This is a genomic window from Parviterribacter multiflagellatus (genome assembly GCF_056863265.1).
Genome location: NZ_JBXPIZ010000011.1, coordinates 1 through 23,240, shown reverse-complemented (window position 1 = coordinate 23,240; position 23,240 = coordinate 1). Strand labels below are relative to the sequence as shown.

The following is a 23,240-nucleotide window of genomic DNA, read 5'->3' as shown; positions in this document are numbered from 1 at the left end:
TTGGTGCCGGGACGACCGCATCCCTGCCCACGGTGACCTGGAAGACCCTCATCCCCGGCGCTCGCCGAGCGCTCTGCCCCCTCGCGCGGGCGGCAGGAGACCCGGCGGCGTTCGACGAGGTCTACACCCGGTACGCCGAGCGCGTGCTGCTGTTCTTCACCCGTCGCGTCCTCGACGTCGATACCGCGATGGACCTCACGGCGGAGACGTTCGCGGAGGTGCTCGCCAAGCGCGAGCAGTTCCGCGGCGTCACCGACGAGGAGGAGGCGGGCTGGGTCTTCGCGATCGCGCGCAGCCAGGTGAGCCGGTACTGGCGCCGCGGCGACGTCGAGCGCGAGGCGGTCCGCCGCTTCGCCGTGCAGGTGCCGCACGTCTCGGACGCCGAGGCTGAGCGCGTCGAGACGCTCGCCGGGCTGCACGAGCTCAAGCCGGTCCTGGCGGAGGCGCTCGGCGCGCTGCCGGCCGATCAGCGGCGGGCGGTCGAGCTGCGCGTGGTGGACGAGCTGGGGTACGGCGAGATCGCGGAGCGGCTCGCGGTGAGCGAGGACGTCGTGCGCGCGCGGGTGTCCCGCGGGCTGCGCGCGATGGCCCGTGTCCTGGACCGGAGAGGCATCAACCTGGAGACGGCGGCATGAGGGACGAGCGCGACGGGATGCTCCCGGCGCTCCGCGCCCTGGGCGACAGCCTGGGCGAGGCGGCGCGGCGGGAGATCGGACCGGCGACGGCAGGGGGGCGAGGCGAGGCCGGCGGGCCTCGTACGCATCAGCGGTGGGGCCGCCACGGGCGGATCACCGGGATCGTGGCGGGGGTCGCGCTGGTCGCGGCCGGCGCGGCGACCGCGGGCGATCTCATCTCGACGGGCGAGCCCGCCCGCGCGCCGCAGGCCCTGCCCGCGGACGTGAGGCCGGCGCCCGGCCCCGGCGAGCCGATCGCGCTGCGCGCGAGCGACCCCGAGGCCGGCGGCGCGTGGGGCCTGCGCACGTACACGAGCGCCGCCGGGCACAGCTGCGTCGTCGCGGGCTGGGTGCGCGGCAACGCGCTCGGCGTGGTCGACGGCGGCACGTTCCGCGCGTACCCATCGGACGATCCTGGGCGCGCGGGCGCGTGCGCGTCGGAGCCGGCACCGGGCAACGTGGGCGCGACCGTCGTGGACGTCAGCGAGCCGGCCCCGCGGACGCTCGTCTTCGGTCAGGCGGGCGAGGGCGTCCGCCGCGTGGCGGTCGACGACGGGGAGGCGCGGCACGTCGCGCGGGTCTCCGGCGGGATCTACCTCATCGTCCTCGCGGGCGTCCGGGATGCCCGCGACGTCCAGGTCTCGGCGGGCGGCTAGGGCGGGCCGTAGGCTGGGCTCGTGCTGCTGCGCGAGCTGGTCGACGTCTCCACCGCCGTCGGGGCGACCCGCGCGCGCACGGCGAAGATCGCCGCGCTCGCCGAGCTGCTCCGCCACGCCGCACCGGACGAGGTCGCGCCCGTCGTCCGGTGGCTGTCGGGCGAGCTGACGCAGCGGCAGATCGGCGTCGGGTGGGCGCTGCTCCGCGACGCGCCGCCGCCTGGCGACGCGTCCAGCCTGGCCGTGGCGGACGTCGAGCAGGCGTTCACGGCGATCGGCGCGCTGCGCGGGGCGGGCTCGCAGACCGCGCGGCGGGAGGCGGTCGGCACGCTCTTGGCGCGCGCGGACGCCGTCGAGCAGCCGTTCCTCGTCCGGCTGATGGGCGGCGAGCTGCGCCAGGGTGCGCTGGCCGGCGTCATGACCGACGCCGTCGCGAAGGCGGCCGGCGTCCCGGTGACGGAGGTGCGGCGCGCGCTGACGCTCCATGGCGACCTGGCGGCCATCGCGGCGATCGCGCTGGCGGACGGGTCCGAAGGGCTGGCGCGCATCCGGCTCGAGGTCGGGCGGCCGCTCGCGCCGATGCTCGCGGGCAGCGCCGCCGACGCCGCGGCCGCGATGGAGAAGATCCCGTCCGCGGCGGTCGACTGGAAGCTCGACGGCGCGCGCGTGCAGGTGCACCGCGACGGCAGCGATGTGGCGATCTTCACGCGGACGCTGGACGACGTCACCGGCCGGCTCCCGGAGCTCGTGGCGGGCGCGCTGGCGCTGCCCGCCGAGGCGTTCGTCCTCGACGGCGAGGCGATCGCGTTGCGCGGCGACGGCCGGCCCGAGCCGTTCCAGGTGACGGCGTCGCGGTTCGGCTCGCGCGGCGCCCGCGAGGTCCCGCTCGCCTCGCTCTACTTCGACCTCCTCCACCTCGACGGCGAGGACCTGCTGGAGCGGCCGCTGCACGAGCGCGCCGCCGCGCTCGACGGCCTCGTCCCGCCCGAGCACCGCGTGCGCCGGACGGTCGTGGAGGACGCCGCCGGCGCCCAGACGGCCTTCGATGCCGCGGTCGCCGCCGGGCACGAGGGGATCGTCGTCAAGGACCTCGGCGCGCCGTACGCCGCGGGGCGGCGCGGGAGCGGGTGGCTGAAGGTCAAGCCCGTGCACACGCTCGACCTCGTCGTGCTCGCCGCGGAATGGGGCCACGGCCGGCGGCAGGGGAAGCTCTCGAACCTGTGGCTCGGCGCGCGCGACGACGAGGCCGGCTCCGGCTGGGCGATGCTCGGCAAGACGTTCAAGGGGCTCACCGACGAGCTGCTGGCGTGGCAGACCGAGCAGCTGCTCGCGCGCCAGACCGGCCGCGAGGGCATCGTCGTCCACGTCCGCCCCGAGCTCGTCGTCGAGATCGCGTTCGACGGCGTGCAGACCTCGTCGCGCTACCCGTCCGGCATGGCGCTGCGGTTCGCGCGCGTCAAGCGCTACCGCGACGACAAGACGGCCGCCGAGGCCGACACCGTCACGACCGTGCGGGCGTTCGCGGCGCCCGGCGACTGAGCGCGCCGGCCCCGGGCAGCCACCAGCACCGCTCGCCCAGCAGCGCCATCCCGGCCGGGACGAGCAGCAGGCGCACCACCGTCGCGTCGACCGCGATCGCCGCCGCCGCGCCGAGCCCGACCTCCTGCACCGCGGGGACGCCGGTGATGAGGAACGCGGTGAAGACCGCGACCATGATGAGCGCGGCGCCGGTGATCGTGCGAGCGCTGGTCGTCAGCCCGTGGCGCACGGCGTCCTGCGTGTCGCCGGTCGCCAGCCACCGCTCGCGGATGCGGCTCAGCAGGAACACCTGGTAGTCCATCGACAGGCCGAAGACGACGGCGAGCACGAGCGGGATCGCGATGGTGTCGACGTAGCCGGGTTCGCCCCAGCCGAACACCGCGGTCAGGACGCCGAACGCGGCGGCGACGCTGAGCACGTTCGTCAGGACGCCGCCGAGCGCGAGCGGGAGGGACCTGAGCGCCACGAGCAGCAGGCCGAACGTCAGCGCGACGATCCACACCAGGATCACCGGCAGCTTGCTCGTGATCTCCTCGTTGAAGTCGACCTGCGCGGCGGTGTTGCCGCCGACGACGGCGCTCGCGGGCAGGCGGTCGCGCAGCCGCTCCACCAGCGCCTTGGCCTCCGCGCTGTCGCCGTCGGCGCGCGGGGTCGCGACGACGAGCAGGTGCTTGCCGTCCTGCGTCTGCGTGCGGACCCCCGTCTTCACCACCGCGTCGTCGGCGCGCAGCACCGCGACCGCGCGGTCGACGTCGGCGCGCGCGACGAGGATCGTCAGCGGCGCGCCGCGGCCGGCGCCGATCACCGACCGCGCGGCGTCGAACCCGGCGCGCGTCGGGTCGCCCTCCGGGAGCTGGCGCAGCGCGCCGTCACCGGTGCGCAGGTCGAGCGCGGGCGCGGCGAGGACGGCGAGGATCGCGAGCCCGGCCGCCAGGCTGACGCCGGGGCGGCGCAGGACCGCGCTCGCCCACCGCTCGACGAGCCGCGGCCGGTCGGGGTCGCGCGCGCGGCGGGCGGGGCGCGGGTCGAGCCACCGGCCGGCGACGGCGATCAGCGCGGGCACGAGCGTCGAGCACGCGAGCATCGCGATCAGCACCACGAGGATCGCCCCGAGCGCGAGCGAGCGCACCGCCGCGCTGTCGACCAGCAGCAGCCCGGCCAGCGCGACGACGACCGCCGCGCCGCTCACCAGCACCGCACGGCCCGACGTCCGCATGGCGACCCGCCGCGCCTCCTCCGGCGACGCGCCGCGCGCCCGCTCCTCCCGGTACCGCACGAGGACGAACAGCGAGTAGTCGACCGCGACGCCGAGGCCGATCATCGACGCCATGTTCGTCGTGTAGAAGCTCATGAGCGTCGCCGTCGAGAGCGCGTAGATCAGCGCGCCGGTGGTGACGACCGCGACGGCACCGAGCGCCAGCGGCAGGAGCGCGGCGGCGACCGAGCCGAACACGGCGAGCAGGATCACCAGCACGAGCGGGAAGCCGAGCAGCTCCGCCTCGTGGAGGTCGTCCTTCGTGACGTCGAGCATCGCCGCCCACAGCCCGCCCGCGCCGACGATCGACAGCTGCACGCCGCCGTACCGGCCGCCGTCGTCGTCGCCGAGCCGCAGCTCACGCCGCAGGTCGCGCGCGACGTCGGGCGAGGTGAACTCGTCGACGCCCACGCGCATGGGCACGACCACCGGGCGGCCCGGGCGCTCCTCGGCCATGTACAGGCCGGCCTCGGCCAGCTCCTTCGGCACGTCGACGCCGGGGATGCGGTCGCCGGCGCGGCGCAGGTCGGCGAGCGCCCGCGCGTAGTCCTCGCGGGTCGCGTCGCCGGTCTTGACCAGCACCGCCGCGAGGCTCGTCGCGCGGAAGTCGGCGGGGACGCCCGCGAGCATCCGCTCGGCCTGCTGCGACTCGGTGCCGCCGACGTCGAAGCCGCGGGCGGTCAGCTCGTCCGACTGGCGCAGCGCGAACGGCGCCGCGACCGCGAGGGCGACGGCCCAGAGCGCGAGGACGACGCGGGCGCGCGTCATGGGCGGCGCCGCCCTACCGGCAGGGGACCGAGCCGTCGTACTTGGCGACCTGGCCGGTCTTGAACGTCACCTTGGCGTGGTAGCGCCAGCGCTTGTCGCGCGGGCACGAGGTGGTGACGAGCCAGTCGCCGCGGCCCGCCTGCATCTGCAGCTTGCTCACCAGCACCGGGATGCCGGCGACGATCTGGAGGTTGCGCGGGATCGTCGCGGAGATCTTGTAGGCCCAGCGGCCGGTCGCCGGCTTGATGTCCGCGACCACCGGCGCCTGCACGCGGGCCGGGTTGCGCATCACGGTGTAGAAGTAGATCTTCGACTGGCCGCCGTTGACGATCGTGATCTCCGGGTACGTCGGGACGGTGTCGGCGGTCGCCGTGGCCTTGCCGTTGCCCATGATCGACGCGTCCGGGCACGCCGACGGGCCGCGCCGCGACAGCACCGTGAGCGAGCACGCCGGGTGCTTGCCGCCCTGGTAGCGGCCGCCCGGCCCGATCCACACGTCGATGTTCTGCGTGAGCGGGGGCTCGAAGTCGCCCGGCATCTCGATCCACGCCGTCCCGCTGAGCCGCACGTTCTGCGGCTTGCTCGGCGTCCCGGCCTTGTTCGGCGTCACCTTCACGTCCGCGCGGATGGCGATCGGCACCCCCTGGGTGGCGGCGAACGCGCCGGCGGCCGCGGCGAGCGCCGCGAGGCAGGACAGGGCGAGCAGGAGCGGACGGGAGACGCGCATGGACGCGACGCTACTCGAACACCGAGGTGTTTGCGAGGGTGCTCGTCACAACTCCGGCCCCTCGCGCCACTTCATGCTGTACGCCTCGTTTGATCAAGGAGACTCCCTTGCCCTTCGCCCGTCTGTTCCTCGCCCCCCTTCCCGCCGCCGTCATCCTCGTCGCCGCGGCTCCCGCCGCGGCCCAGCAGCCGGTCCCCGCGCCGGGCGTGACCGCCGTCGGCACCGGGTCGGTCGCGGTGACGCCGGGGGACCGCAACAGCAACGCGTCGATCAAGGCCGCCGTCGAGGAGGCGTACGAGAAGGCGCTCCCGCGCGCGCTCACGGACGGCCGCGCCCGCGCGCAGCGGCTGGCGCAGCAGGCCGGCGTCACGCTCGGCGCGCTGACGGCGATCAGCGACCCGCAGCCGAACGTCGGGGGCTTCCCGCCCTTCTTCCGCAGCGGCCTCGACGGCACGTTCGGCCCCGGCCGGTACTGCGGGCGCGTCGGGCGGTACCGCACGGTCACGCGCGCCGACGGCTCGCGCCGGCGGGTGCGGGCGGGCACGCGGCGCACGTGCCGGGTCCCCGCGCAGGCGACCGCGACGGTGGTCGTGACGTACGCGATCGCCTAGGAGCAGGGCCGGCGCCGGCGTGCGCCGCGCTCCGGGAGCCGGATTCCCGGAGCGCGCCCGCCGTCCGTCACTAAGCGTTCGTCCCATGGTGGACCGCGGCGCCCCCGAGTAGCTTGGAGTGCCGCATGACGCACGCCGGCCCGCAGCGCTTCCGTGACCTCAGCCCGCGGGCGATGGAGATCGTCACCGCGGCACGCCGCCTGCTCGAGGAGCAGGGGCTGGAGTCGCTGTCGATGCGGCGGGTCGCCGCGCAGCTCGGCATCCAGGCGCCCGCGCTCTACCGCCACTTCCCCGACAAGCGCGAGCTCGAGCTCATCATCATCGAGCAGGGGCTGTGGGAGAGCGGCGACCGGCTGCTGGAGGCGATCACCGGCGCGGACGACCAGCTGGAGGCGCTGATGTCGGCGGCCCGCGCCTGGGCGCTCGAGCACCCGCAGGTCTACCGCCTCAGCTACGGCGCCAAGCTCGACCGCTCCCGCGTCGACCCGGCCGCCGAGCACCACGCCGGCGAGGCCGTCCGACGCGTCACCGACAACCGGCCGAACCTCTCCCGCGCGATCTGGGCGTTCGCCCACGGGATGATCGATCTGGAGATCCTCGGGCGCTTCCCGCCGGACTCGGACGTCGACGCGATCTGGCGGACCGGCGTCGAGGCCATGCGGACGCAGCTCGTCGCGGCCACCTGACGCGGTAGGCAAGGGCGGCGCGCGCCGTCATACTCCGCGCGCCGTGGACCTCCAGCCGCTCACCTGGCCCGTCTCCGCGACCGCGACGGCGGCGCTCCTCCACCCACGTGCAGGGATGAAGGAGCTGTTCCGGACGGCCTTCAAGGAGCTGCTGCTCAGGGGCGCGTGGGCGCTCGAGCGCGGGCCCGGCCGCAAGCCGTTGCTGGTGCGGCTCGGGGAGACCGAGCTCGCGGTCCCCGAGGGGCGGCGCGAGCTGCGGCTCGTGCGCCACGACCACGCCCTCCCGCCCTACGCGGTGCTCCACCGCCTCGACGACGGGCTGCGGGCGACGAGCGAGCCGGGCTGGTCGCCCGTGCGCGTCGCGGTCTGGCGTCTCCTGCAGACCGACCTCACGGTGCTCGACGACCTGCGCGCCGAGGTGGAGCGCGAGCTGGTGGACCGCGACCTCGCCACGCTGCGCCGCCGCCGTCTGGGGCTCGCGCGCAGCGTGCTCGTGCCGACGGCGGCCGGCGAGGCGCTCGCGGAGGAGGCCCGCACGCGCGAGGGCGGCGTCCGCGCCGCGCTGGAGAACGGCTCCGACCTCGCGGAGCCGATGACCGCGCTCGGCGGGCTCGTCGCGCTGGCGCCGCGGACGCTCGTCGCCGAGGTCGCCAAGGCCAGCCGCTTCCGGGGGGTCGAGCTGACCGGGGTCGTGTGGGCCGCCGAGGTCGTCACCTGGCCGCAGCTCTTCGCCGCCGCCGACGACGCGGGGGCGGCGCTGGACGGCGGTGGCGGGGGCGATGGCGGAGACGGCGGAGGCGGGGGCGGAGACGGTGGTTGACGCGTGGCGCGGCGTGTACCGTGCGTCGCAGTGCGCCCCGCGATCTGGCGACTGCCTCCCGACCTGGTGATGCTGCTCCTCCTCGCCGAGCTGCTCGCGGCGGCGGAGGGGCGCGGCGAGGCGCCGCGGACGCTCGGGCAGGCGCGCCGCTCCGCCCGGTCGGTTCCCGCGCGTCGCAAGCCGCAGCTGGTGCGCGGGACGCTCAGCGGGCGGCGTCCGCGCGGGTGAGTCTCGGCCCACCGATGAGTTCCGCGCGTGGCCGCCGTCTAAGGGCCATGACGAACACCACGCAGAGCCCCACCACCGTCACCAACATCGGCGTCGCGATGTTCTCCGTCGCCGACCAGGACGCCGCGATCCGGTACTACACCGAGAAGCTCGGCTACGAGCTGCGCGCGGACGTGCCGTTCGGCGAGGGCGGCGAGCACCGCTGGATCGAGGTCGCGCCGCCCGGCTCGACCGCGCGCCTCGCGCTCAACCCGCCGATGGGCGGCGAGCCCGGTGGCGGCACGATCGGCGTCGAGACGACCGACGTCGAGGGTGAGCACGCGCGGCTGGCCGGGCTCGGCGTGACGGTCTCGGACGTGATGACGACTCCGGGGGCGCCGGCGATGTTCCACATCACCGACCCTGACGGCAACCTGATCTTCGTCGTCGACACGCCGGCGTCGTAGCGCGCCCCGCGCGCGTCCTGCTCCCTCTCGCCTCGGTCGTCGCCAGCGCCGCGAGCCTTGACAGAGCAGGGAGACTCGCCCGACGGACGTCCACTCGCCCTGGCCCGTCTCCGCGACCGCGACGTCGGCGCTCCTCGACCCCCGCGTCGGCGAGCGGTCGCTCGTCCCGACGGCGTTCAAGGAGCTGGTGGTGCGCGGCGTCTGTCGGCTCGAGCGCGGTGGGCGGGAGCGCGACCGCGTGCCGATCCGGCTCGGGGACGCCGACGTCGCCGTGCCGCCGCTGTGGCCGCTGGAGCTCCAGCTCGTCCTGGGCGACGAGACGGCGCCGTCTCACGCCGCGGCGCGCCGCCTCAACGACGGGCTGCGGATGACGAGCGAGCCGCACGCGGCGACGGTGCACGGCGCCATGTGGCGGGTGCTGCAGACCGACCTCGACCTGCCCCCCGACGTCCGCGCCCCCGCGGCGTCGAGCTCGTCGGCGAGGTGTGGGCCGCGGAGGTCGTGGCCTGGGGAGGTCGTGGGCTGGGGAGAGCGCTTCCACCGCCGACGACAACGCGACCGCCGCGCGGGGACGGCGGGGACGGCGGGGGCGGCGGGAACTGACCGTTGCGCAGCGCCCGCCGCTGATGCACCGGGGACAGGGGTTACCGGGGACCGGGGCACCGTCACGACGCGGGCCGCGATCTACCGTGACGTCACAGCGCGCGTGCGCGAGCGGCAGACGCTGCGCTTCGGCCTGTACGGCGGGCCGGACCCGCTCGTCACGGTCGACCTGATCCTCGCCCAGCAGGACACATCAGGATTCTCGTGGACGGCCGGCCGGGTAACGGACTGGGGCGCAACGGCCCGGACATCGTCGCCTACGACCGCCGGCAGAACCGCCTGATCGTCGTCGAGTCGAAGGGCACGCTGGCCGGGGACAAGCCGCTCACCCTGGAGAAGCTGCAGTCGTCGGTGGGCGGACGGGTCCACGTGCAGCCGAGCCGCCCGTGGCTGCGGGCGCAACGCAGCGGTAGCAACGACTACCTTCGGTTGATGAAGGAGTCTGGGAAGCGCGACTACGAGTTCGCTGCCCGGCTCATCGACGAGCTCAACGCCGGGCGCCGCAGCTTCGACGCGAAGGTGGTGCACGTCCGTCAGGATCTGGCCGGCGTGAAGGCCTACGGTCCGGGGGTGGACACCAGTGCGCGCATCATCCGCGAAGGCGGCAACGTCGACGACCTCGACATCATCGATGTCCCGTACCCCAACCGCTGAGGCACGCCGGTGACGGTCGACGCCGCGGATCTCGCCACAGCCCTGCGCAGGCTCGAGCACCTCGCCGAGAGCTTCGACGGTCCAGCGTCGCGCGAGCAGATCGCGCGCACCCGGCGGTGGCTGGACCTGGACGACAACCGATCGCTCTTCGCGGAGGTCGCAGCCGATCTGGAGGGCACGCTGTCGGACGGCACGCCGGCCGACCGCGCGTGGATCGCCGGGCTCTGGCACCTCGCGGGCCGCCGCGAGCGCGCGGCCGCCTTCCTCGAGCCGCTGGCCGCCGACCGCCGCGAGTGGGCGCCGCATCCGCACGGCCGGGCCGGCGTGCTCTACCTGCTCGGACGCTACGCTGAGGCCAGGGCCGCCGGGCCCGAGACGGACGCCGGACGCCTCGCCGCCATCGCGGAATCCGGCGGTGTCGAAGGGATGGACGACGTGCGCGTCGACCTCGTGAAGGCGGCCGTCGTGACGAGCGGCAGCCCCGCCGACACCCGCAGCGGCGATCCGCTGACCGACTGGGACTGGGTCGAGGAGAGCTTCGAGCTCGAGGCTCGCCTCACCGGCACCCCGGTCGCGTCGCACGCCGAGATGCTCCGACGCTGCGAGTCCATCGTGCCGCGCCGTCAGAGCAGCGAGCCCGGCCGGCTCTCGCCGCGCCTTGGCGTCGACCTGTCGACGCGCCCCGGGGTCCGCCTCCAGGTCACGAGCAGCGACCAGGTGTTGCTGACACTCGGACCGGGTCGTCTGCTCGAGCTGCGGCGCCGCGAAGGAGCGCGATGGGGCGTGGTCGAGACCACTTCCAAGGACGACAGCGGGAACTGGATCGTCGACCTCGCGTGGGGCACCTGGCAAGAGGCGGCCGACGCTGCTGCGGACTGGCTCGACGTCAACCGCGGTGGCGACAGCGGCGCGGACATCCGCGACCTCGTCGCGCGCTACGCCGCGACGGCCACCGACGTGCCGTTCGACCCCGGAACCCACTGGGAGCCGCCGCCGCGCGACATCGTCGCCCTCGACGACGCCCCCGACGCGACGCTCGAGGTCGACATCGGTCGGGTGGAGGCCACCATCGATCCCGAGACCTACGTCGAGCTGCGCTGGTCCGAGGAGGGATGGTCCGCGACTGCCGCGCCGAGCCCCTACGACCTGTCAGAGGAGGTCGCCTCCCGCGCCGGGAGCTGGCGCGAGGCGGCGGAGCGAGCGGCGCAGTGGCTCGACGCCCACCGGGGCGACCGGGCCGGCGCCACCCTGCGCGCGCTCGTGGCGCGAGCGCCCGACCTGGAGTAGGGCCGAAGAACGAGGAAACCCCGTCAAAGCGGGGGCTCCCAAGAACGCTCCCGAGAGGATTCGAACCTCTGACCTTCGGTTCCGTAGGTCAGCCCTCGGGGCGGAAACCCGCTGTTTCCGGGGCGGATGGTACCGGCTGGAGCGGTTGCGTGGGGGTGGCGGAGGTCGGTTGGGGACCTTCTCGGGACCTTTCGTCGGCGTTTGCGGGACGTCGTTCGCAAGGTTCTAGGCTCTCGCCCGGGGACGCAGGAGAGCATCGTCAACACCCGGCTGTTCCAATGTGCGCGGCCTCGCGCCCGGCGAGGTCGCGTTCCGCGCAGCGACTCCTCACTGAACGGCGGCACGATCTCGAAGCCCCACGCGTCGCAGGCAACGTGCCAGAACGGACCGTCGTGACCGACGGCGAGACGGTCCGGGTGACGCTCACCGTGGCCGAGGCCTGGCGGGACGGCGACGATCCCCACGGCGACCGGCGCCTCGAACAGGAGGGGTGCCACCTCGTCGCGTGCGGCTGGCACGTCCAGGTCGGCGAGACGTCCGGCGCGTTTGGCGCCGAGCGGCTCGACGTCGGTGACGAGGACGACGCGCACCCGCGGATCCACCGTCACCCCTACGGCGCCGCCAACCACGTGCGCGAGCCGGCCGAGCTTCCGCCGCCGGACGGCTGGCTCCATCACGTCAACGGCGCCCTCGGCGGACTTCTTGATGACGGGCTTCAGGACTGGGAAGAACTAGCCGACGAAGAAGAATAAGTGGACGAAGCGGACAGTCGACTGGTACGGTGAACCCATGGCCCAGACGCAGACCGGATATCTCAGCGTCCAGGAGGCGGCGGATCGACTCGGCATGACCCCCGACGGGGTCTACAAGCTGATCCAGCGCGGCAAGCTCGACGTCGAGCGGGTCTCCGCCCGCAAGACAAAGGTGCCAGAGGCTGCGCTCGACCGCTACATGCAGGCCCAGCAGGCTCGGGTGCAGCGGTTTCGCGACGACGCACCCGTTGCCGACCCCGAGGCCCTGCGTCAGCAGTTCGCGGATGCGACGGGTCGTACGCCAGAGGACTGGCTCGCTGAATGGAAGCGCGACAAGATCGACGACACGCCGGAGAGCATGCGACTCCTCGTGCGCGCGGCCGCGCTGATCGGCCCTGCAGGGCAGGCGCCGATCAACCATCCGGACGCCCATCCATGGGCTCGCGCGGCGTTCACGATCACACGCGAACCCGCGTAGCCAGCGGGCGGCGCGTCGAACGCGCCGCGAGGCGGCGGACCGTTCTCGCGCGGCACGGGCCCAGCCCTTGAACCCGACGCACGATCCCGCCCTCTCTCTGCTCGCCTGGACGACTGGCGGTCGAACCGCGAGAGTTGAGTGCGTTCCGTCCGACGGCTCCTGCAGACTGCCTCGCACGGTCAAGAGCGGAATGCTCGCGATCGGAACTCGGGATCGAGGTCGGCGCGAGGCTGACCTTTCCGGGCCCTTGAGGAATCGGCCTACCGGCAGCGGGCACGCCCTCTCGTATGCGTCATTGACGCGCGCGTCACAGCTGCCGTCGGCACCTTCGAAGAGCCCCGGTTCGGGTCCAAACCGAACCGGGGTTTGTCGGTTCTGAGACTCCTACGCAGCTCACCTCTGGGGCCGCAGACCGGGTCCCGATCCGTAACCCACTCGGGATCTCGCGTCCGCTTAGCCGGCACTCCTTCGGGCTCCGGCCCTCACCTCAGACCAATTCACGCGGGGCGGATGTCGGCGTACCGGACCCGTGCCGTCGTTCCATCCTCTTCGCGGCTGACCCAGGCCGCGTCGACCTTCCGCGTGCCGCCCTCCGGTCCGGAGACCTCCAGCGGCTCGTCCACCGCCACTTCGTGGAACCTGCCCGGCGTCATCGCGCCGTCGTTCAGCGGGTCCGGGAAGATGATCTTGTCGTTCTCGTTGAAGCCCATAACGGCGACGTTACGCCCCGACGACCTCGCTGTCGCGGAATGAGCGGACGAGCTCGGCTCTCGAAGTTCGACGCGAACCAGAGGACGTCGATTCAGGGTTGCTCCAGCGCTTTCGTTGCCTCATCCATCGCTGCAGCTGCGGTGATCGCCTCATCGGCATCCGGATCGACACCCAGATGCAATACCTCGTTGCGCAGACGGCGAGCAGAGTCCAGGCGGGAGGCCAAGTCGGCGGAAATCACGCCATCGTCGATCGCGCGACGAAGCAAGGGGACTACAGGTCCGACACGCTGGTCACGTTCGTATCGCTGCCGCAGCGCCATCTCGAGGTCCCGGAACGCTCGGACGACCAACCACCCAGGGTCGTGCTGAGGCTCGCCAGACAGACTGACGTCCCTAGGCGGCGCCGGAGACGAGCCACCTGTTGTTTCGTTCAACCAGGCGAGCAACTGGCTGAGGAACGGCTCATGGCCGGCGTCCGAGATGAACGGAATGGACTCAAGCGCGCCCACCTCCGAGGGGACGGAACCGCGAGAGATGATGGCAACGCGTCCGGCTGCGGATGGCGTCGTCGTCGCGAGCCCCAGTTCGAACATCACGTTCGAGTTGCCATCTGTCGCGTCAGCGACGATCGCAACCGATTGTTCGATCAGTGCGAGCGTCGTTGTATGTGTCGAACCTCCACCGCGGGCATCTACGTCGAAGACCGTGATCGGATTGAGTCGTCCAGCGCGGAGTGCTGGGAACACTTGCTCGCGGTAGAAAGCGAGAAGCCGCTCCGGGACAAGGAACAACACTAGCCGCCGGTCTGCCCGTCCGGTCACACGGAGCTCTTCGAGCGCCCCTTCGTCCCGGACTATCGCGTCTTCAAGGCCATGTTCAGCGGCGTAGCTGCGCATCTCGTTGAACATCTCCTCCAAGGTGTCGGCAGTCGTTCGCCCGTTCGACCTCAGGGGAATGACCGTGACGTCGCGGCGGCGAAACCGCTCGACCGTCGCCGGAGAGGGATCGACTTCGACGGCGTAGATCTTCTGGCGTGACCTCCCGAGACGGGATCTCACAGCAGTGAGCAGCTGGCGCCAATCCGAGTCGGACAGGGAGTACCCGACCAAGAACGCCAGGCGGGTGATGAGGAGGTTGGCGAGATGCGTCGCTAACAGCGGACGGGTCAAGAGGAAGGCGTCGTAGTCCTCCTCCGTTGCTACGAGCACGGGTTCGTTGTCGTAGTCCCCATGCGCTTTCACCACGGTGACTGCTTCGCCAGGGACGGGGGACGCAAGCTGGTCCTCGCGGATCACGACACGGAACGGGCGGCGGACCGCACGGTACGCATCCTCCAGCAGCGGATCGAAGTTCGTGGTCACCACCGTTGTAAATGGAAGGCGAGCGAAGGCGAGGTGCGCCGATCCAGGTGCTGCGAATCCGTCATGCAGAGCTCGCCGTAGCCGCGCGACCAAAGCTTGCCGACCGTGCTCGGCGGCGTATGCCGACAGCACCTCGACGGCGTCGGCGTTCGGTGTGAGGTACTCCACCTCGCTCTTGACCTGCTCCCCTAGCTGCCACCAGAGAGGCATCTTTCGTCCGGCGGGCATTAGAGCGTTGAGCGAGAAGCCTGCTCCAACCACAGGCAGTAGTCGATCCTCAAGGAGAGCTTCGAGCACGGGTTGCGGAAGCAACCGGGTGTTGTTTCTGGCTCCTTGATCGCCGGTCATGTGCTCACCTCGCATCCGTGCCATCTAAACGGGAAAGGCCGCGACGCTTGCCTTGCCCGGCGCCCCAACCACTATGCATTTGCCTCGTCGAAGCGACGGCGGTAGCTCTCGAAGAGCTCGTCGACCTTGTCTGAAAGGCCGACGTAGTAGCCGCGCTCGTCCCGGAAGTTGAGCTTGTCGTCACCTCGAAACGAGAGCCAGTTGAACGAGGTGACAATCGAGAACCGTGAGTCGCAGACCAGCACCTTGGCGTGAGTATCCCCGAGGCGCGTCATATGGAAGTTTCGCGGGAAATCGTCACCCAAGAGCCTGAGCTTGCGTTCTGCCGCACGATCGCCTTCGCCCTTCGCCTTGGACCGATAACCGCCTTCGGGCGAAATCCCGTACGCGATCCATAGATCCACACCTCGATCCAGCGTCTTGCGCATTTGGGAGATCAGTTCATCGTTGACCACCTCAAAACGGATCCACGGCGACACGATGAGCACACGGCTGCGTGCTTGCTGAAGTGCCTTCCGCAAGTACCCAGGATGCTCGTAAACAGGAACGTGTCGCACCGAGATGTTGTCGAGCGCACGCTGCAGTTGCGCCTGTCGCCTCTCGGACTCGGCCAACCGTTCTCGCAGCGCGGCAAGGTCGTTGGGCGTAGCCTCTTCAGCGGCGAGCCGCAGAGTCCGGTCCTCGGCGCGGAGATCCTCGCGCTCGCGTTCCAGACGTTCAGTGACGTCGACCTCGGCAGCCTCAGCAACTAGCTCGTCGCCAAGGAGTTTCTGAGCCGCAGCGGGAGCCTCGTGCCAGTCCTGCGGCGTGGCTCGACGCGCCGAGCGTGCCAGCGCGCGGGCGAGCGCCGCGTCGTGAGCCTCGCTCGGCTCACCATCCACGATTAGCGTGATGAGCGGCTCGTCTTCCCCCGGGGCGGCGTAGGCGAGCGCGACGGCCTCCCGCGCAAACCGTCGGGCCTTTCCCATACCGGTGATCCCAACCACCTCACGACGCGCGCGGCGACCGGCACTTTCGGCACGTATCACCGCCTGGACCGATTCAAGGGGTAGCGCTTCAAGGCCTGGCCGCCGGCGTGGATGCGCCGGAATCTCGACTAGGCCGCGCTCAAGCGAGCGGCCGGCTGGAAACCACGGCTCGCCGCGACCCGTCACCGACAGAACTTCGCGAGTCAGCCCGTCAACCCAGACAGGCAGGTTGACCTCGACCGGCTGGACGGAAGCTGCTTCGCTCGCAGTGCGCTTGCCCTTGTCGGTGAGGGCCAACCGATGGTGACGGTCATTGTCTGCTCCCCCCGTCATGACCAGAGCATCCGCGCCGAGCAACTCGGCTGCGGCCGTCCGCACCACTGGCTCCTGCAGACCGAGCAGCCCGGCAATCGAGCCCAGATCAGTGAGACCGGCCTCGACCGCACGCAGAACGTACTCCTGCAGGGGCGGCAGGTCCTTTCGCTCCAGCACCAGTAGCTCTAGATCGATCTTGAAGAGGGGCAGAGCGACCTCCCGGAAGGAGATCAGCCGATATCCGGAGCGCGCGCCGGCATAGCGTCGCGCGACTTCCTCAGCCGTCACCGCTTCGCCTCCTGCAGCTGACAACCGTCCTGGATCCTGATCCGTTCGAGGACCGTCGCAAACGGATTGTCTCCGCCGCGGGCCCTAGCGCAGAATCGAGCATCGCCGACGATCACCAACGCGTCTTGCGCGCGGCTCAGCGCCACGTTGATTCGGCGTTCTGACCGCAGGAACCCCAGGTCGTTGTCGGCATTCGAGCGCGTGACCGAGTACAGAACGACGTCCCGTTCCTGTCCCTGAAAAGAGTCAACCGGGTGAACATCGATCGCCAGGTGCGACCACTTTGGATCATGTGTGCGCAGATCGCGACGGACGCGGCGCGCCTGCTCGCCATAGCCGGTGACGACCGCGACACTCAGGCGCTCGTCGTTCTGCTGTGCCCGGGCCTGGAGCTGGTTGAGCAGTCGTCGTATGACACGCAGCTCGCTCTCGTTCCAGAACGTCGTGCCCACCTTCTTCTCTCGACGGCCCGGCAGCCGAGCCGTTGAGAACCACGTGACCGGTGCCGGGAAGACGTCGAGAGACCGAAATGCCGAACTTGCGGGACGGGAGCTTTCTAGCTCGCCGCCGTAGAAGCAGTGGCTGATTAGCTCACCGATCGGCCGCAGCATGCGGTGCTGGACCGAAAGCGCACGACGCCGGTCCTCGGGTAGGTCGACCAGCGCGGAGAAAAGCGTCTCCTCCAGGTCCTCCCGACTCAAGCCGTGAGCGTCGAGAAGCCCATCGTCCAACAGCTGGCCGTCCACATAGGGAGGAAGCTGTCGGTCGTCGCCGACGAGCACCCAACGACGGCTGCGGATCATGGGAACGAGCGCCTCGGTTGGCGTAGCCTTCGAAACCTCATCGACGATCGCTAAGTCAAAGGCGTCTTGGTCGTCGAGCGCGCCAGCGAGTCCGATGCACGTGCCGGCTACTACCTGCGCCTGGCCGATGAGCGCCTCCGTGAAGCCGTCCCCTTGACCAAAGCGCAGGAGCCACTCGTCCTGCAACGCGAGCAACCGCCTGTAGGCGGACAGGTCGCTCTCGACGACGGGGAAATGCGTCCTCAGCGTCTGCTCCACAGCATCGGCGTCAATCGAGGCTCCGCCAGGGAGAACGCGCTTCAGCTCGGCGGCCACTCGTTCGCGTTCGGCAGCGTTCCTCGCCTCTTCAGCGCGCCTCGATTCAGCCTCGTCCTGGACCGCTGCGAGCTCGTCCTCCGCGTCGCTCAGCATTTCGCCCGTAGAGGTCGCTGTCGGCGCTGGCCTGGCGGGGTCCGTTACCCGATCGAGTAGAAGGTCTTCCTCTTCCGCGAGCTCGACGAGTCGATCAAATAGCCGCCGGGACGCCTGCTCCGTGCTCACGAGTTCTGCGGCAAGCGCGTACGCATCCAGTGCGATTTGGCTGATACCTCGCTCGCGCCCCCAAGTCTCGAGCCACGCGCGCCCGTCGCGGTCTGCCTCGCGGTGCCAGAGCTTGAGCTGCTCTCCGACGGTCAGGTGCTGCGCGTTGCTATCGACGAGCTCGGGCCGACCCACCCGAACCATTCGCCAACTACCGGGCAGTGAATCGAGCTTTGCCGCGGCGTGGTCGACCGCGACATGTGTCTGGGACGACAGGAGCACTCGGGCGCCCGGGCGCGAGGTGAGCAACTGCGCGACCAGCTCCGCGATGAAGGTTGTCTTTCCGGTACCAGGCGGGCCTTGTACGAGCGTGAAATCCGGTGACGCGAGGGCTGCTTCGACCGCCTGGCGCTTGGGCTCATCGAGCTCTTGCAGAAAGGGCCCCAGCGTCAGCTCGCTGAGTTCGGCTACGCGGTCCGGATGAACGAGGAGCTCACCTAGGTCGGAGCGAGCACCATCACCCGCACGCACGTCGGCCAGTGCTCGCTTCTGCCGATCGATCGCCCGACGCGACGCAGAGCGGTCAATGAGCAATTGTCCGCGGTCGGGCAAACCATCTACATGTCCGCGCTCTACCGCAACGCCGACTTCACCGTCGCCGACTTGCGCGATGCTCCCAACCACCGCGCCGCCGCCGGGAACGGGGACTCGCCGAGTCTGCCCGACGTAGCTCTCGTCGATATCCGCCTTCACGGTGAAGAGAACCAGCTCGCCGTCACGGCGTACACCGTCATACGCGACCGGCTGCTCACGACGGGCCTCTAGCGCCGTCTTGGCCTCGAGCATCGACGACCAACGATCAAAGAGCCCATTTTCTGCCCGATCCAGCGCAGCAGCTCGAGCCTCGACCTCGTGCGACGACAGAGCCTCAATCAAGTGATCAGCTCCGCTGCGGGCGTCGTCGATCCGCCGGTCAAACACGAGCTCGCACGCGACCTCGATGCCGTCCTCACGTCGCCGCTCAAGCAGACTTGGCGGAACAGGCCGTAGGCCTCTAAGAACAAGGATGCCGCTGCCGTCGCGATCGAAGCGGGCTGAGAAGAGGAGTTCCTGGCCCACCAGATCCAGATCCACAGCCGCTTCGTCAGACCAACCCCCCTCCGACCTACGATCGCGGACGATGCTCGGAGGATCAGCGTTGAGGTCGGCGATGAGTCGACGCCGAACCTCTACAACGTCATCGACATTGAGCGCACCGCGCCCAGCGCCTATCACCGCCTTCGTGATCGCGACCTGGAGGCGCGGACGATGAACCTCGGCTGCCGTTTGTTCCCACGCCAGGATCCGATCGAGTTCGACAAGCGCAACCTTCGCCGTGAGCGGACGATCGTCGCGTACCGGTGCGATCAGGGCGGCGAGAAAATGGTTGGCATCCGGTCCGAGCGCGAGCGCGTCAAGAGCCTGTGCGGGGTCTGCGGAGCGCGGGAGTCGAGTTCCTCCAAGTAGGTCGATCATCGTCACGCCGAGCGAGTACAGATCGCTTCGGGCGTCGACGTCCCCGCTGTCGCGCTCTGGCGCCGCGTACGGCCGCGAGTGGAGGTCGCTAACCGTCATGCCAAAGCGCGCTGAGTCCAAGAGCTTTGCGACGCCGAAGTCGGTCAGCTTGATCCGTTCGTCGTTGCCGAACATCACGTTCGCCGGCTTCAGGTCACGATGAAGGATGTTCCGAGCGTGTGCCGCGCCCAGTGCGACCAAGAGCGGACGCAGAACCGTCCGGGCCATGGCGCTCCACCCCCGCTCCGATGCAGGCAGGTCAGCTAGATGGTCGACGAGAGTGCGTTCTATCCACTCCAGTGCAAGCCAGTGCTGCCCGCGGTCAGGATCGTGCCCGGCTGCAATGAGACGAACCACGTTCGGGTGATGAAGTGCCTGGAGCGCCGCCCGCTCCCGCAAGAAGCACTCACGAAGTAGCTCATCGTCAATGGCGTCACCGTTGTAGAGCTTGATCGCTACGCGTCTGCCCTCAGCATGATGATCAGTGGCTCGACATACGTGGGCCGTGCCGCCGACCCGCGGCGGAACCGGGTCGAGCACGAATCGACCGTCTAGGACGCGCACATCCATGTCTACGTAGTTTGGCGATTCGTCCGACCGAGTGCTTCGTAGGGCTGCGCGCTGCCGTGACGCAACCGAGCGCTCTCAGATTGAGACCGCCGGAGGGGTTCGGAGGCCGTGTTTCGACTGAAGCCGTCCGGAAGTACGGCTAACGGGCCCGCGCGCTTTGCGCGGCAACCTGGAGAAGACGCTGCTCCACGTACACGCTCGCCAAGGCCCTTCCGTGGTCACGGTCTTCAACGTCGATGGCTACGAGGCGAGCAGCGGCTCCATTCGGGTCCACCGGGACATCGACGAGGTGCACGCAGTCATCCGTTGAGGCTTCTGCCGCTAGAACGAGTCGTCGCATTCCTAAGCGGTCACGGTAGATGTCAACCGTCGCCTGAACGGCGAGTACGTTGCGTTGGGCCTCCCGCGCAATCCACCACTCGAACCAGTTCGAAGAGAGCGGGGAGGTGCTCGCCTGCCTGATCCACCACTCAGCGATCGCGGCGAACCCTCGCGGGGCGCCGTGGCGTCGGACGATCTGAACATCGTCCTCCGATGCAACCGTGCGTGCGGAGACGTCGAGGAGGCACCAGCCGGGCGGGCCTGCGCGTTCGACGGCGACGACGCGGCGAGAGCCGCCGGCAAGGGTGGTGTACTCGCCGAGGATGCGCGTCATGACGCGCTCCGCGGACGGAGGTGGACACGCGCGCCGAGACGGCGCAACGTAGCCTGTGCGGTGCTCACGGAGGTAGGACTCCTTGGGCCGGGCCCGGCGGTGTTTGCGCACCGGCCGGGCCGCTTTCAATTGTCAGCCGGCGACGTTACCCGCGTGCCCCCTAGATGTGGGTCGTCTGCGCAGAGTTGGTGCAGAGGCTGCGCAGAGTCGTGACGATCAGTGGCTGCGGTTTCGCTGGTTGGCAATCCAGCGGGCGAGGTCAGGGCGGTGGAAGCGGCGGTGGCGGCCGATCTCGACGGAGGGCATAGGGTCGTGTTGGCGGCGGGCGTAGTCGTAGACGCTCGACTGTGGGACGGCCAGGAGGGCGGCGACGTCCTCGGCGGTCAGGAGCGGTTCGGCGAGCGTCACGCGGGTGCTGTCGTCGGCTTCGTTCATGCGCGTGAAGGCGCGACGCGATGCTCGGCTCGGCTTCGGTGGAGCGCGCCCCGGCGGAGCCGGATAGAGCGCTAAATATGTTGTAACTCGGTCGGAAGCGATGACGAGAGCGCTCGCGCTGATGCGCCTGTGCCATCCACGGATGGGATGACCTCCGTCGCCGCCCTCGCCTGCCCTTCGCTTGCAGTGCTCCGCCGCCTCAAGGACATCTGCCGCGCTCGCTGTACAGCTAGCTCGCTATACGCCCTCGACCCCGTCCCAGGTCCCCCGCTCCGGGTCCCTCCCGACCTCCTCCGCACCCGTTCGCCCGGCCTCGGTCGCTGCCGCTCAGCCCTGGTCCTGCTCGCTCCCTGGACCGGACCCGACCACCCCCAACGCCCAGACCAACTTGTTGCACGGTGCGTTGGGGGTGGTCGGGACCGGGACAGGGAGCAGAACGCCAGGCGCCATCGGGCTGAGCGGCACGTCTATCCGTTCGCCGGGCGAACGGGTGCGAGGAGGGATCGGGAGGGGACCGGAGCTGGGGTCGCGAACGCCTCGTCGGCGATCGTCACATCGTCCCCGATGGGCTGTAGTGGCGGTAGCCACGGGTGGTCCACCCGCCCTTACTCGCGGACGATGTCCGTGCTCTGACCGATTCACATCGACAGCACACGCCGCGATGGCCGACGGCGACCAGCACCCCGTCGATCTCCTGGTGGATGAGGTCAAGCGGGAGTGCCGCAGATGGGGCAGTGGACTGGTTCGTCAAAGTCATCGGGGACCTTCACCGGTTCCGCCGGGTGGCACGAGAAGTCGACCCGCCGCATGTCATTCGGTTCCGTGAGCGCCTGCGGTTCGGGTAGGTCTGAGGTGTTTACGGTCACCTTGAGGAAGTCGCCTGACGAGCTACCGAGCCGATCGGCAAGGCCCTTGAGCTTTGGTTCAAGGATCTCCTTGGCAGCGGTTTCTTCGGCCAGGCGTAGCTGCGGCTTCGTCCACCACGAGTCGGCGGATGCCTGAACGCGACACAGAGGGCAGTGGTAGCCATGCTGTGGCGCCGGCTCCGCCGTCTCCTCGTCCTCTGTGACGCGCCACTTGAACTCGCGCTCGCACGTGGGGCATTCACGACGTAGAAATCCGTCGGAATCCAGCGGCAGCGAGATGGACAGCTCGAATTCGTCGCTCATTTGCGCAACCTAACTACAGCCGGCGGCAGTGCCAAATCGAGCGCCTGACTGCCGCGTCATCTGGTCTTCGCCTTCCGCGGTCCCGCGTAGCTAGCATCCGCGCATGGAACGGGTTCTTGGTATGGCATGACAGACTTGGTCCAGTTCACTACAGACGCGGGCGCGCCGCTGACTGTTGAGGTATCACGACAGGACTTCGGCACCGAACGAGTAGCACGCAGCTCCGGTGGAGTTGTCGAAGCCAGCCAGACACTCGATGCCGCGGTCGAGAGCCTCGTGCCGTCTCTGGAACGCGTGGCGGACGGGTTGCGCAAGCTCGGTCCCGATCAGTTTGAGCTCGAGTTCGGAATCAAGCTGAACGCTGAAGCCGGCGTGATCGTCGCCAAGACCGCGGCCGAGAGTCACTTCGTCGTAAAGCTCGCTTGGACTCGTTCCGGCGGTACGTGAGGGCGCGCAGCACGAAATGAACGAACGGCCCGCCTGGCAGGTCCAAATCCGGCGACAAGAAGAGGCTGATCCGGTTGGCGCTGGCGTTCTCGTCACCGACCGTCACGTCTTGACGTGCGCGCACGTGGTCACCGGGGCGCTCAGCAGTGAGGCTCCTTCGGACCCTGTCTACGTCCAGTTCCAATTCGTGGACGGGGCGCCGCCGATTGAAGCGATTGCTCTAGCGGACGGATGGGTGCCCGAGGCGCCGAACGGCACCGGCGATTTCGCGGTTCTCGAGCTTCAGGAACCGCCGCCTGCGGGTGCCGCTGTGGCTGCGCTCAGGCCGACGACAGATGGCATCTGGAATCACCGGTTTCGGAGCTATGGGTATCCGCGGGGCCACACAGGTGGTGTGTGGTCTCGTGGTGAGATCGTCGGTGCGGCGGGCCACGAACGCCTACAACTCGAAGCGGATTCCCCGCGCGGGTACATGCTCGAACCGGGGTTCTCCGGTTCGGCCGTCTGGGACGAGACGGCCAGTGCCGTGGTGGCCATCGTGGTGAGCCGGGATCTTCCGCGGGAGGAAGGCATTGACCCCCGCACCGGCTACGGCATCCCTGTCGAAGTCATCGACCGGTATTGGAGCCAAGAGAATCGTTCGCTCTTTGACGGACCCTCGAGCGCCGGCGATTCTCAACCGGAGCCGGATTCACGTACGTCTCCGCTTGGACTGCGAGAGGCTGACCGGTCCGATGGAGGCGGCCCGCCTGGTCCCCTTCCGGCCGGCACGCAGCGCATCGTTCAAGCGCTCTCGGACACCGACAGCAGCGTCCGGTTCACCGCCATGAGCGCCCTGCGCGACCGACTCACACCCGACCTACTGCCGGTCATCGAACCACTCCTCAACGACCGCGACCACTACATCCGCG

General features: G+C 70.1%; 23 protein-coding genes. 14 read left to right on the top strand and 9 right to left on the bottom strand.

From position 1 onward, the window contains the following. Nucleotides 1-32: 32 nt before the first annotated feature. Genes AC1UE5_RS22270 through AC1UE5_RS22260 form a run of 3 tightly spaced genes read left to right on the top strand, consistent with a single transcriptional unit; the run spans nucleotide 33 to nucleotide 2,869 of the window. A complete protein-coding gene (locus AC1UE5_RS22270) occupies nucleotides 33-635 on the top strand; it encodes an RNA polymerase sigma factor (protein WP_482927713.1) in 603 nt (200 codons plus the stop codon). Then, nucleotides 632-1,330 (top strand): hypothetical protein, encoded by a 699-nt coding sequence (locus tag AC1UE5_RS22265; protein ID WP_482927711.1) that lies wholly within the window; start codon nucleotides 632-634, stop codon nucleotides 1,328-1,330. Before AC1UE5_RS22270 ends, AC1UE5_RS22265 begins: the two co-directional genes overlap by 4 nt. 21 nt (nucleotides 1,331-1,351) lie before the next feature. Beyond that, nucleotides 1,352-2,869 carry an ATP-dependent DNA ligase gene (locus AC1UE5_RS22260; RefSeq protein ID WP_482927709.1) on the top strand — a complete coding sequence of 506 codons (1,518 nt, stop codon included), beginning with the start codon at nucleotides 1,352-1,354 and terminating at the stop codon, nucleotides 2,867-2,869. Here AC1UE5_RS22260 and AC1UE5_RS22255 read toward each other — a convergent pair. Beyond that, nucleotides 2,832-4,892 (bottom strand): MMPL family transporter, encoded by a 2,061-nt coding sequence (locus AC1UE5_RS22255; protein ID WP_482927707.1) that lies wholly within the window; start codon nucleotides 4,890-4,892, stop codon nucleotides 2,832-2,834. The genes AC1UE5_RS22260 and AC1UE5_RS22255 overlap by 38 nt on opposite strands. A 13-nt stretch (nucleotides 4,893-4,905) precedes the next feature. Continuing rightward, a complete protein-coding gene (locus AC1UE5_RS22250) occupies nucleotides 4,906-5,619 on the bottom strand; it encodes a hypothetical protein (protein ID WP_482927705.1) in 714 nt (237 codons plus the stop codon). Between the two features lie 107 nt (nucleotides 5,620-5,726). On the opposite strand from AC1UE5_RS22250, the gene AC1UE5_RS22245 reads away from it, so the two are divergent. The 9 genes from AC1UE5_RS22245 to AC1UE5_RS22205 all read left to right on the top strand — a co-directional run bounded on the left by AC1UE5_RS22245 (nucleotide 5,727) and on the right by AC1UE5_RS22205 (nucleotide 12,184). Beyond that, on the top strand, nucleotides 5,727-6,230 hold the full coding sequence (locus AC1UE5_RS22245) for an SIMPL domain-containing protein (RefSeq protein WP_482927703.1): 504 nt from the start codon (nucleotides 5,727-5,729) through the stop codon (nucleotides 6,228-6,230). A gap of 125 nt (nucleotides 6,231-6,355) precedes the next feature. Continuing rightward, a complete protein-coding gene (locus AC1UE5_RS22240) occupies nucleotides 6,356-6,916 on the top strand; it encodes a TetR/AcrR family transcriptional regulator (RefSeq protein WP_482927701.1) in 561 nt (186 codons plus the stop codon). Nucleotides 6,917-6,959: 43 nt separating this feature from the next. Then, nucleotides 6,960-7,736, top strand: coding sequence for a hypothetical protein (locus AC1UE5_RS22235; RefSeq protein WP_482927699.1), 777 nt, complete (start codon nucleotides 6,960-6,962; stop codon nucleotides 7,734-7,736). 30 nt (nucleotides 7,737-7,766) lie between these two features. After that, nucleotides 7,767-7,964, top strand: a complete 198-nt coding sequence (locus AC1UE5_RS22230) for a hypothetical protein (RefSeq protein ID WP_482927697.1) — start codon at nucleotides 7,767-7,769, stop codon at nucleotides 7,962-7,964. Nucleotides 7,965-8,011: 47 nt separating this feature from the next. Further along, complete coding sequence (locus AC1UE5_RS22225) at nucleotides 8,012-8,410, top strand: VOC family protein (protein ID WP_482927695.1); 399 nt, start codon at nucleotides 8,012-8,014, stop codon at nucleotides 8,408-8,410. Nucleotides 8,411-9,217: 807 nt separating this feature from the next. Beyond that, nucleotides 9,218-9,667: a hypothetical protein gene (locus AC1UE5_RS22220; protein ID WP_482927693.1), complete on the top strand. Its 450-nt coding sequence runs from the start codon at nucleotides 9,218-9,220 to the stop codon at nucleotides 9,665-9,667. A 9-nt stretch (nucleotides 9,668-9,676) separates the two neighbouring features. Further along, a complete protein-coding gene (locus AC1UE5_RS22215; protein ID WP_482927691.1) occupies nucleotides 9,677-10,954 on the top strand; it encodes a hypothetical protein in 1,278 nt (425 codons plus the stop codon). A 392-nt stretch (nucleotides 10,955-11,346) separates the two neighbouring features. Next, the gene (locus AC1UE5_RS22210) at nucleotides 11,347-11,706 is read left to right on the top strand and encodes a hypothetical protein (RefSeq protein ID WP_482927689.1); all 360 of its coding nucleotides are present in this window, start codon (nucleotides 11,347-11,349) and stop codon (nucleotides 11,704-11,706) included. 37 nt (nucleotides 11,707-11,743) lie between these two features. After that, entirely contained in the window at nucleotides 11,744-12,184 is a 441-nt protein-coding gene (locus AC1UE5_RS22205) for a helix-turn-helix domain-containing protein (RefSeq protein ID WP_482927687.1), read from the top strand. 497 nt (nucleotides 12,185-12,681) lie between these two features. Here AC1UE5_RS22205 and AC1UE5_RS22200 read toward each other — a convergent pair whose 3' ends face one another. The 7 genes from AC1UE5_RS22200 to AC1UE5_RS22170 form a co-directional block, all read right to left on the bottom strand. Next, nucleotides 12,682-12,894, bottom strand: a complete 213-nt coding sequence (locus tag AC1UE5_RS22200) for a hypothetical protein (RefSeq protein WP_482927685.1) — start codon at nucleotides 12,892-12,894, stop codon at nucleotides 12,682-12,684. Between the two features lie 92 nt (nucleotides 12,895-12,986). Then, complete coding sequence (locus tag AC1UE5_RS22195; RefSeq protein WP_482927683.1) at nucleotides 12,987-14,606, bottom strand: SIR2 family NAD-dependent protein deacylase; 1,620 nt, start codon at nucleotides 14,604-14,606, stop codon at nucleotides 12,987-12,989. A 71-nt stretch (nucleotides 14,607-14,677) separates the two neighbouring features. Beyond that, nucleotides 14,678-16,177 (bottom strand): phospholipase D-like domain-containing protein, encoded by a 1,500-nt coding sequence (locus AC1UE5_RS22190; protein ID WP_482927681.1) that lies wholly within the window; start codon nucleotides 16,175-16,177, stop codon nucleotides 14,678-14,680. Then, nucleotides 16,174-19,593: an AAA domain-containing protein gene (locus AC1UE5_RS22185; protein ID WP_482927679.1), complete on the bottom strand. Its 3,420-nt coding sequence runs from the start codon at nucleotides 19,591-19,593 to the stop codon at nucleotides 16,174-16,176. Before AC1UE5_RS22185 ends, AC1UE5_RS22190 begins: the two co-directional genes overlap by 4 nt. A 169-nt stretch (nucleotides 19,594-19,762) precedes the next feature. Beyond that, nucleotides 19,763-20,278, bottom strand: coding sequence for a hypothetical protein (locus AC1UE5_RS22180; protein WP_482927677.1), 516 nt, complete (start codon nucleotides 20,276-20,278; stop codon nucleotides 19,763-19,765). 216 nt (nucleotides 20,279-20,494) lie between these two features. Beyond that, nucleotides 20,495-20,713 (bottom strand): helix-turn-helix domain-containing protein, encoded by a 219-nt coding sequence (locus AC1UE5_RS22175; RefSeq protein ID WP_482927675.1) that lies wholly within the window; start codon nucleotides 20,711-20,713, stop codon nucleotides 20,495-20,497. Nucleotides 20,714-21,420: 707 nt separating this feature from the next. Beyond that, entirely contained in the window at nucleotides 21,421-21,882 is a 462-nt protein-coding gene (locus AC1UE5_RS22170) for a hypothetical protein (RefSeq protein ID WP_482927673.1), read from the bottom strand. A 135-nt stretch (nucleotides 21,883-22,017) separates the two neighbouring features. Between AC1UE5_RS22170 and AC1UE5_RS22165 the strand changes: the two genes are divergently transcribed. Further along, nucleotides 22,018-22,329 carry a CU044_2847 family protein gene (locus tag AC1UE5_RS22165; RefSeq protein WP_482927671.1) on the top strand — a complete coding sequence of 104 codons (312 nt, stop codon included), beginning with the start codon at nucleotides 22,018-22,020 and terminating at the stop codon, nucleotides 22,327-22,329. 16 nt (nucleotides 22,330-22,345) lie between these two features. Then, on the top strand, nucleotides 22,346-23,240 hold an 895-nt coding region (locus tag AC1UE5_RS22160; RefSeq protein WP_482927669.1), incomplete at its 3' end, for a trypsin-like peptidase domain-containing protein.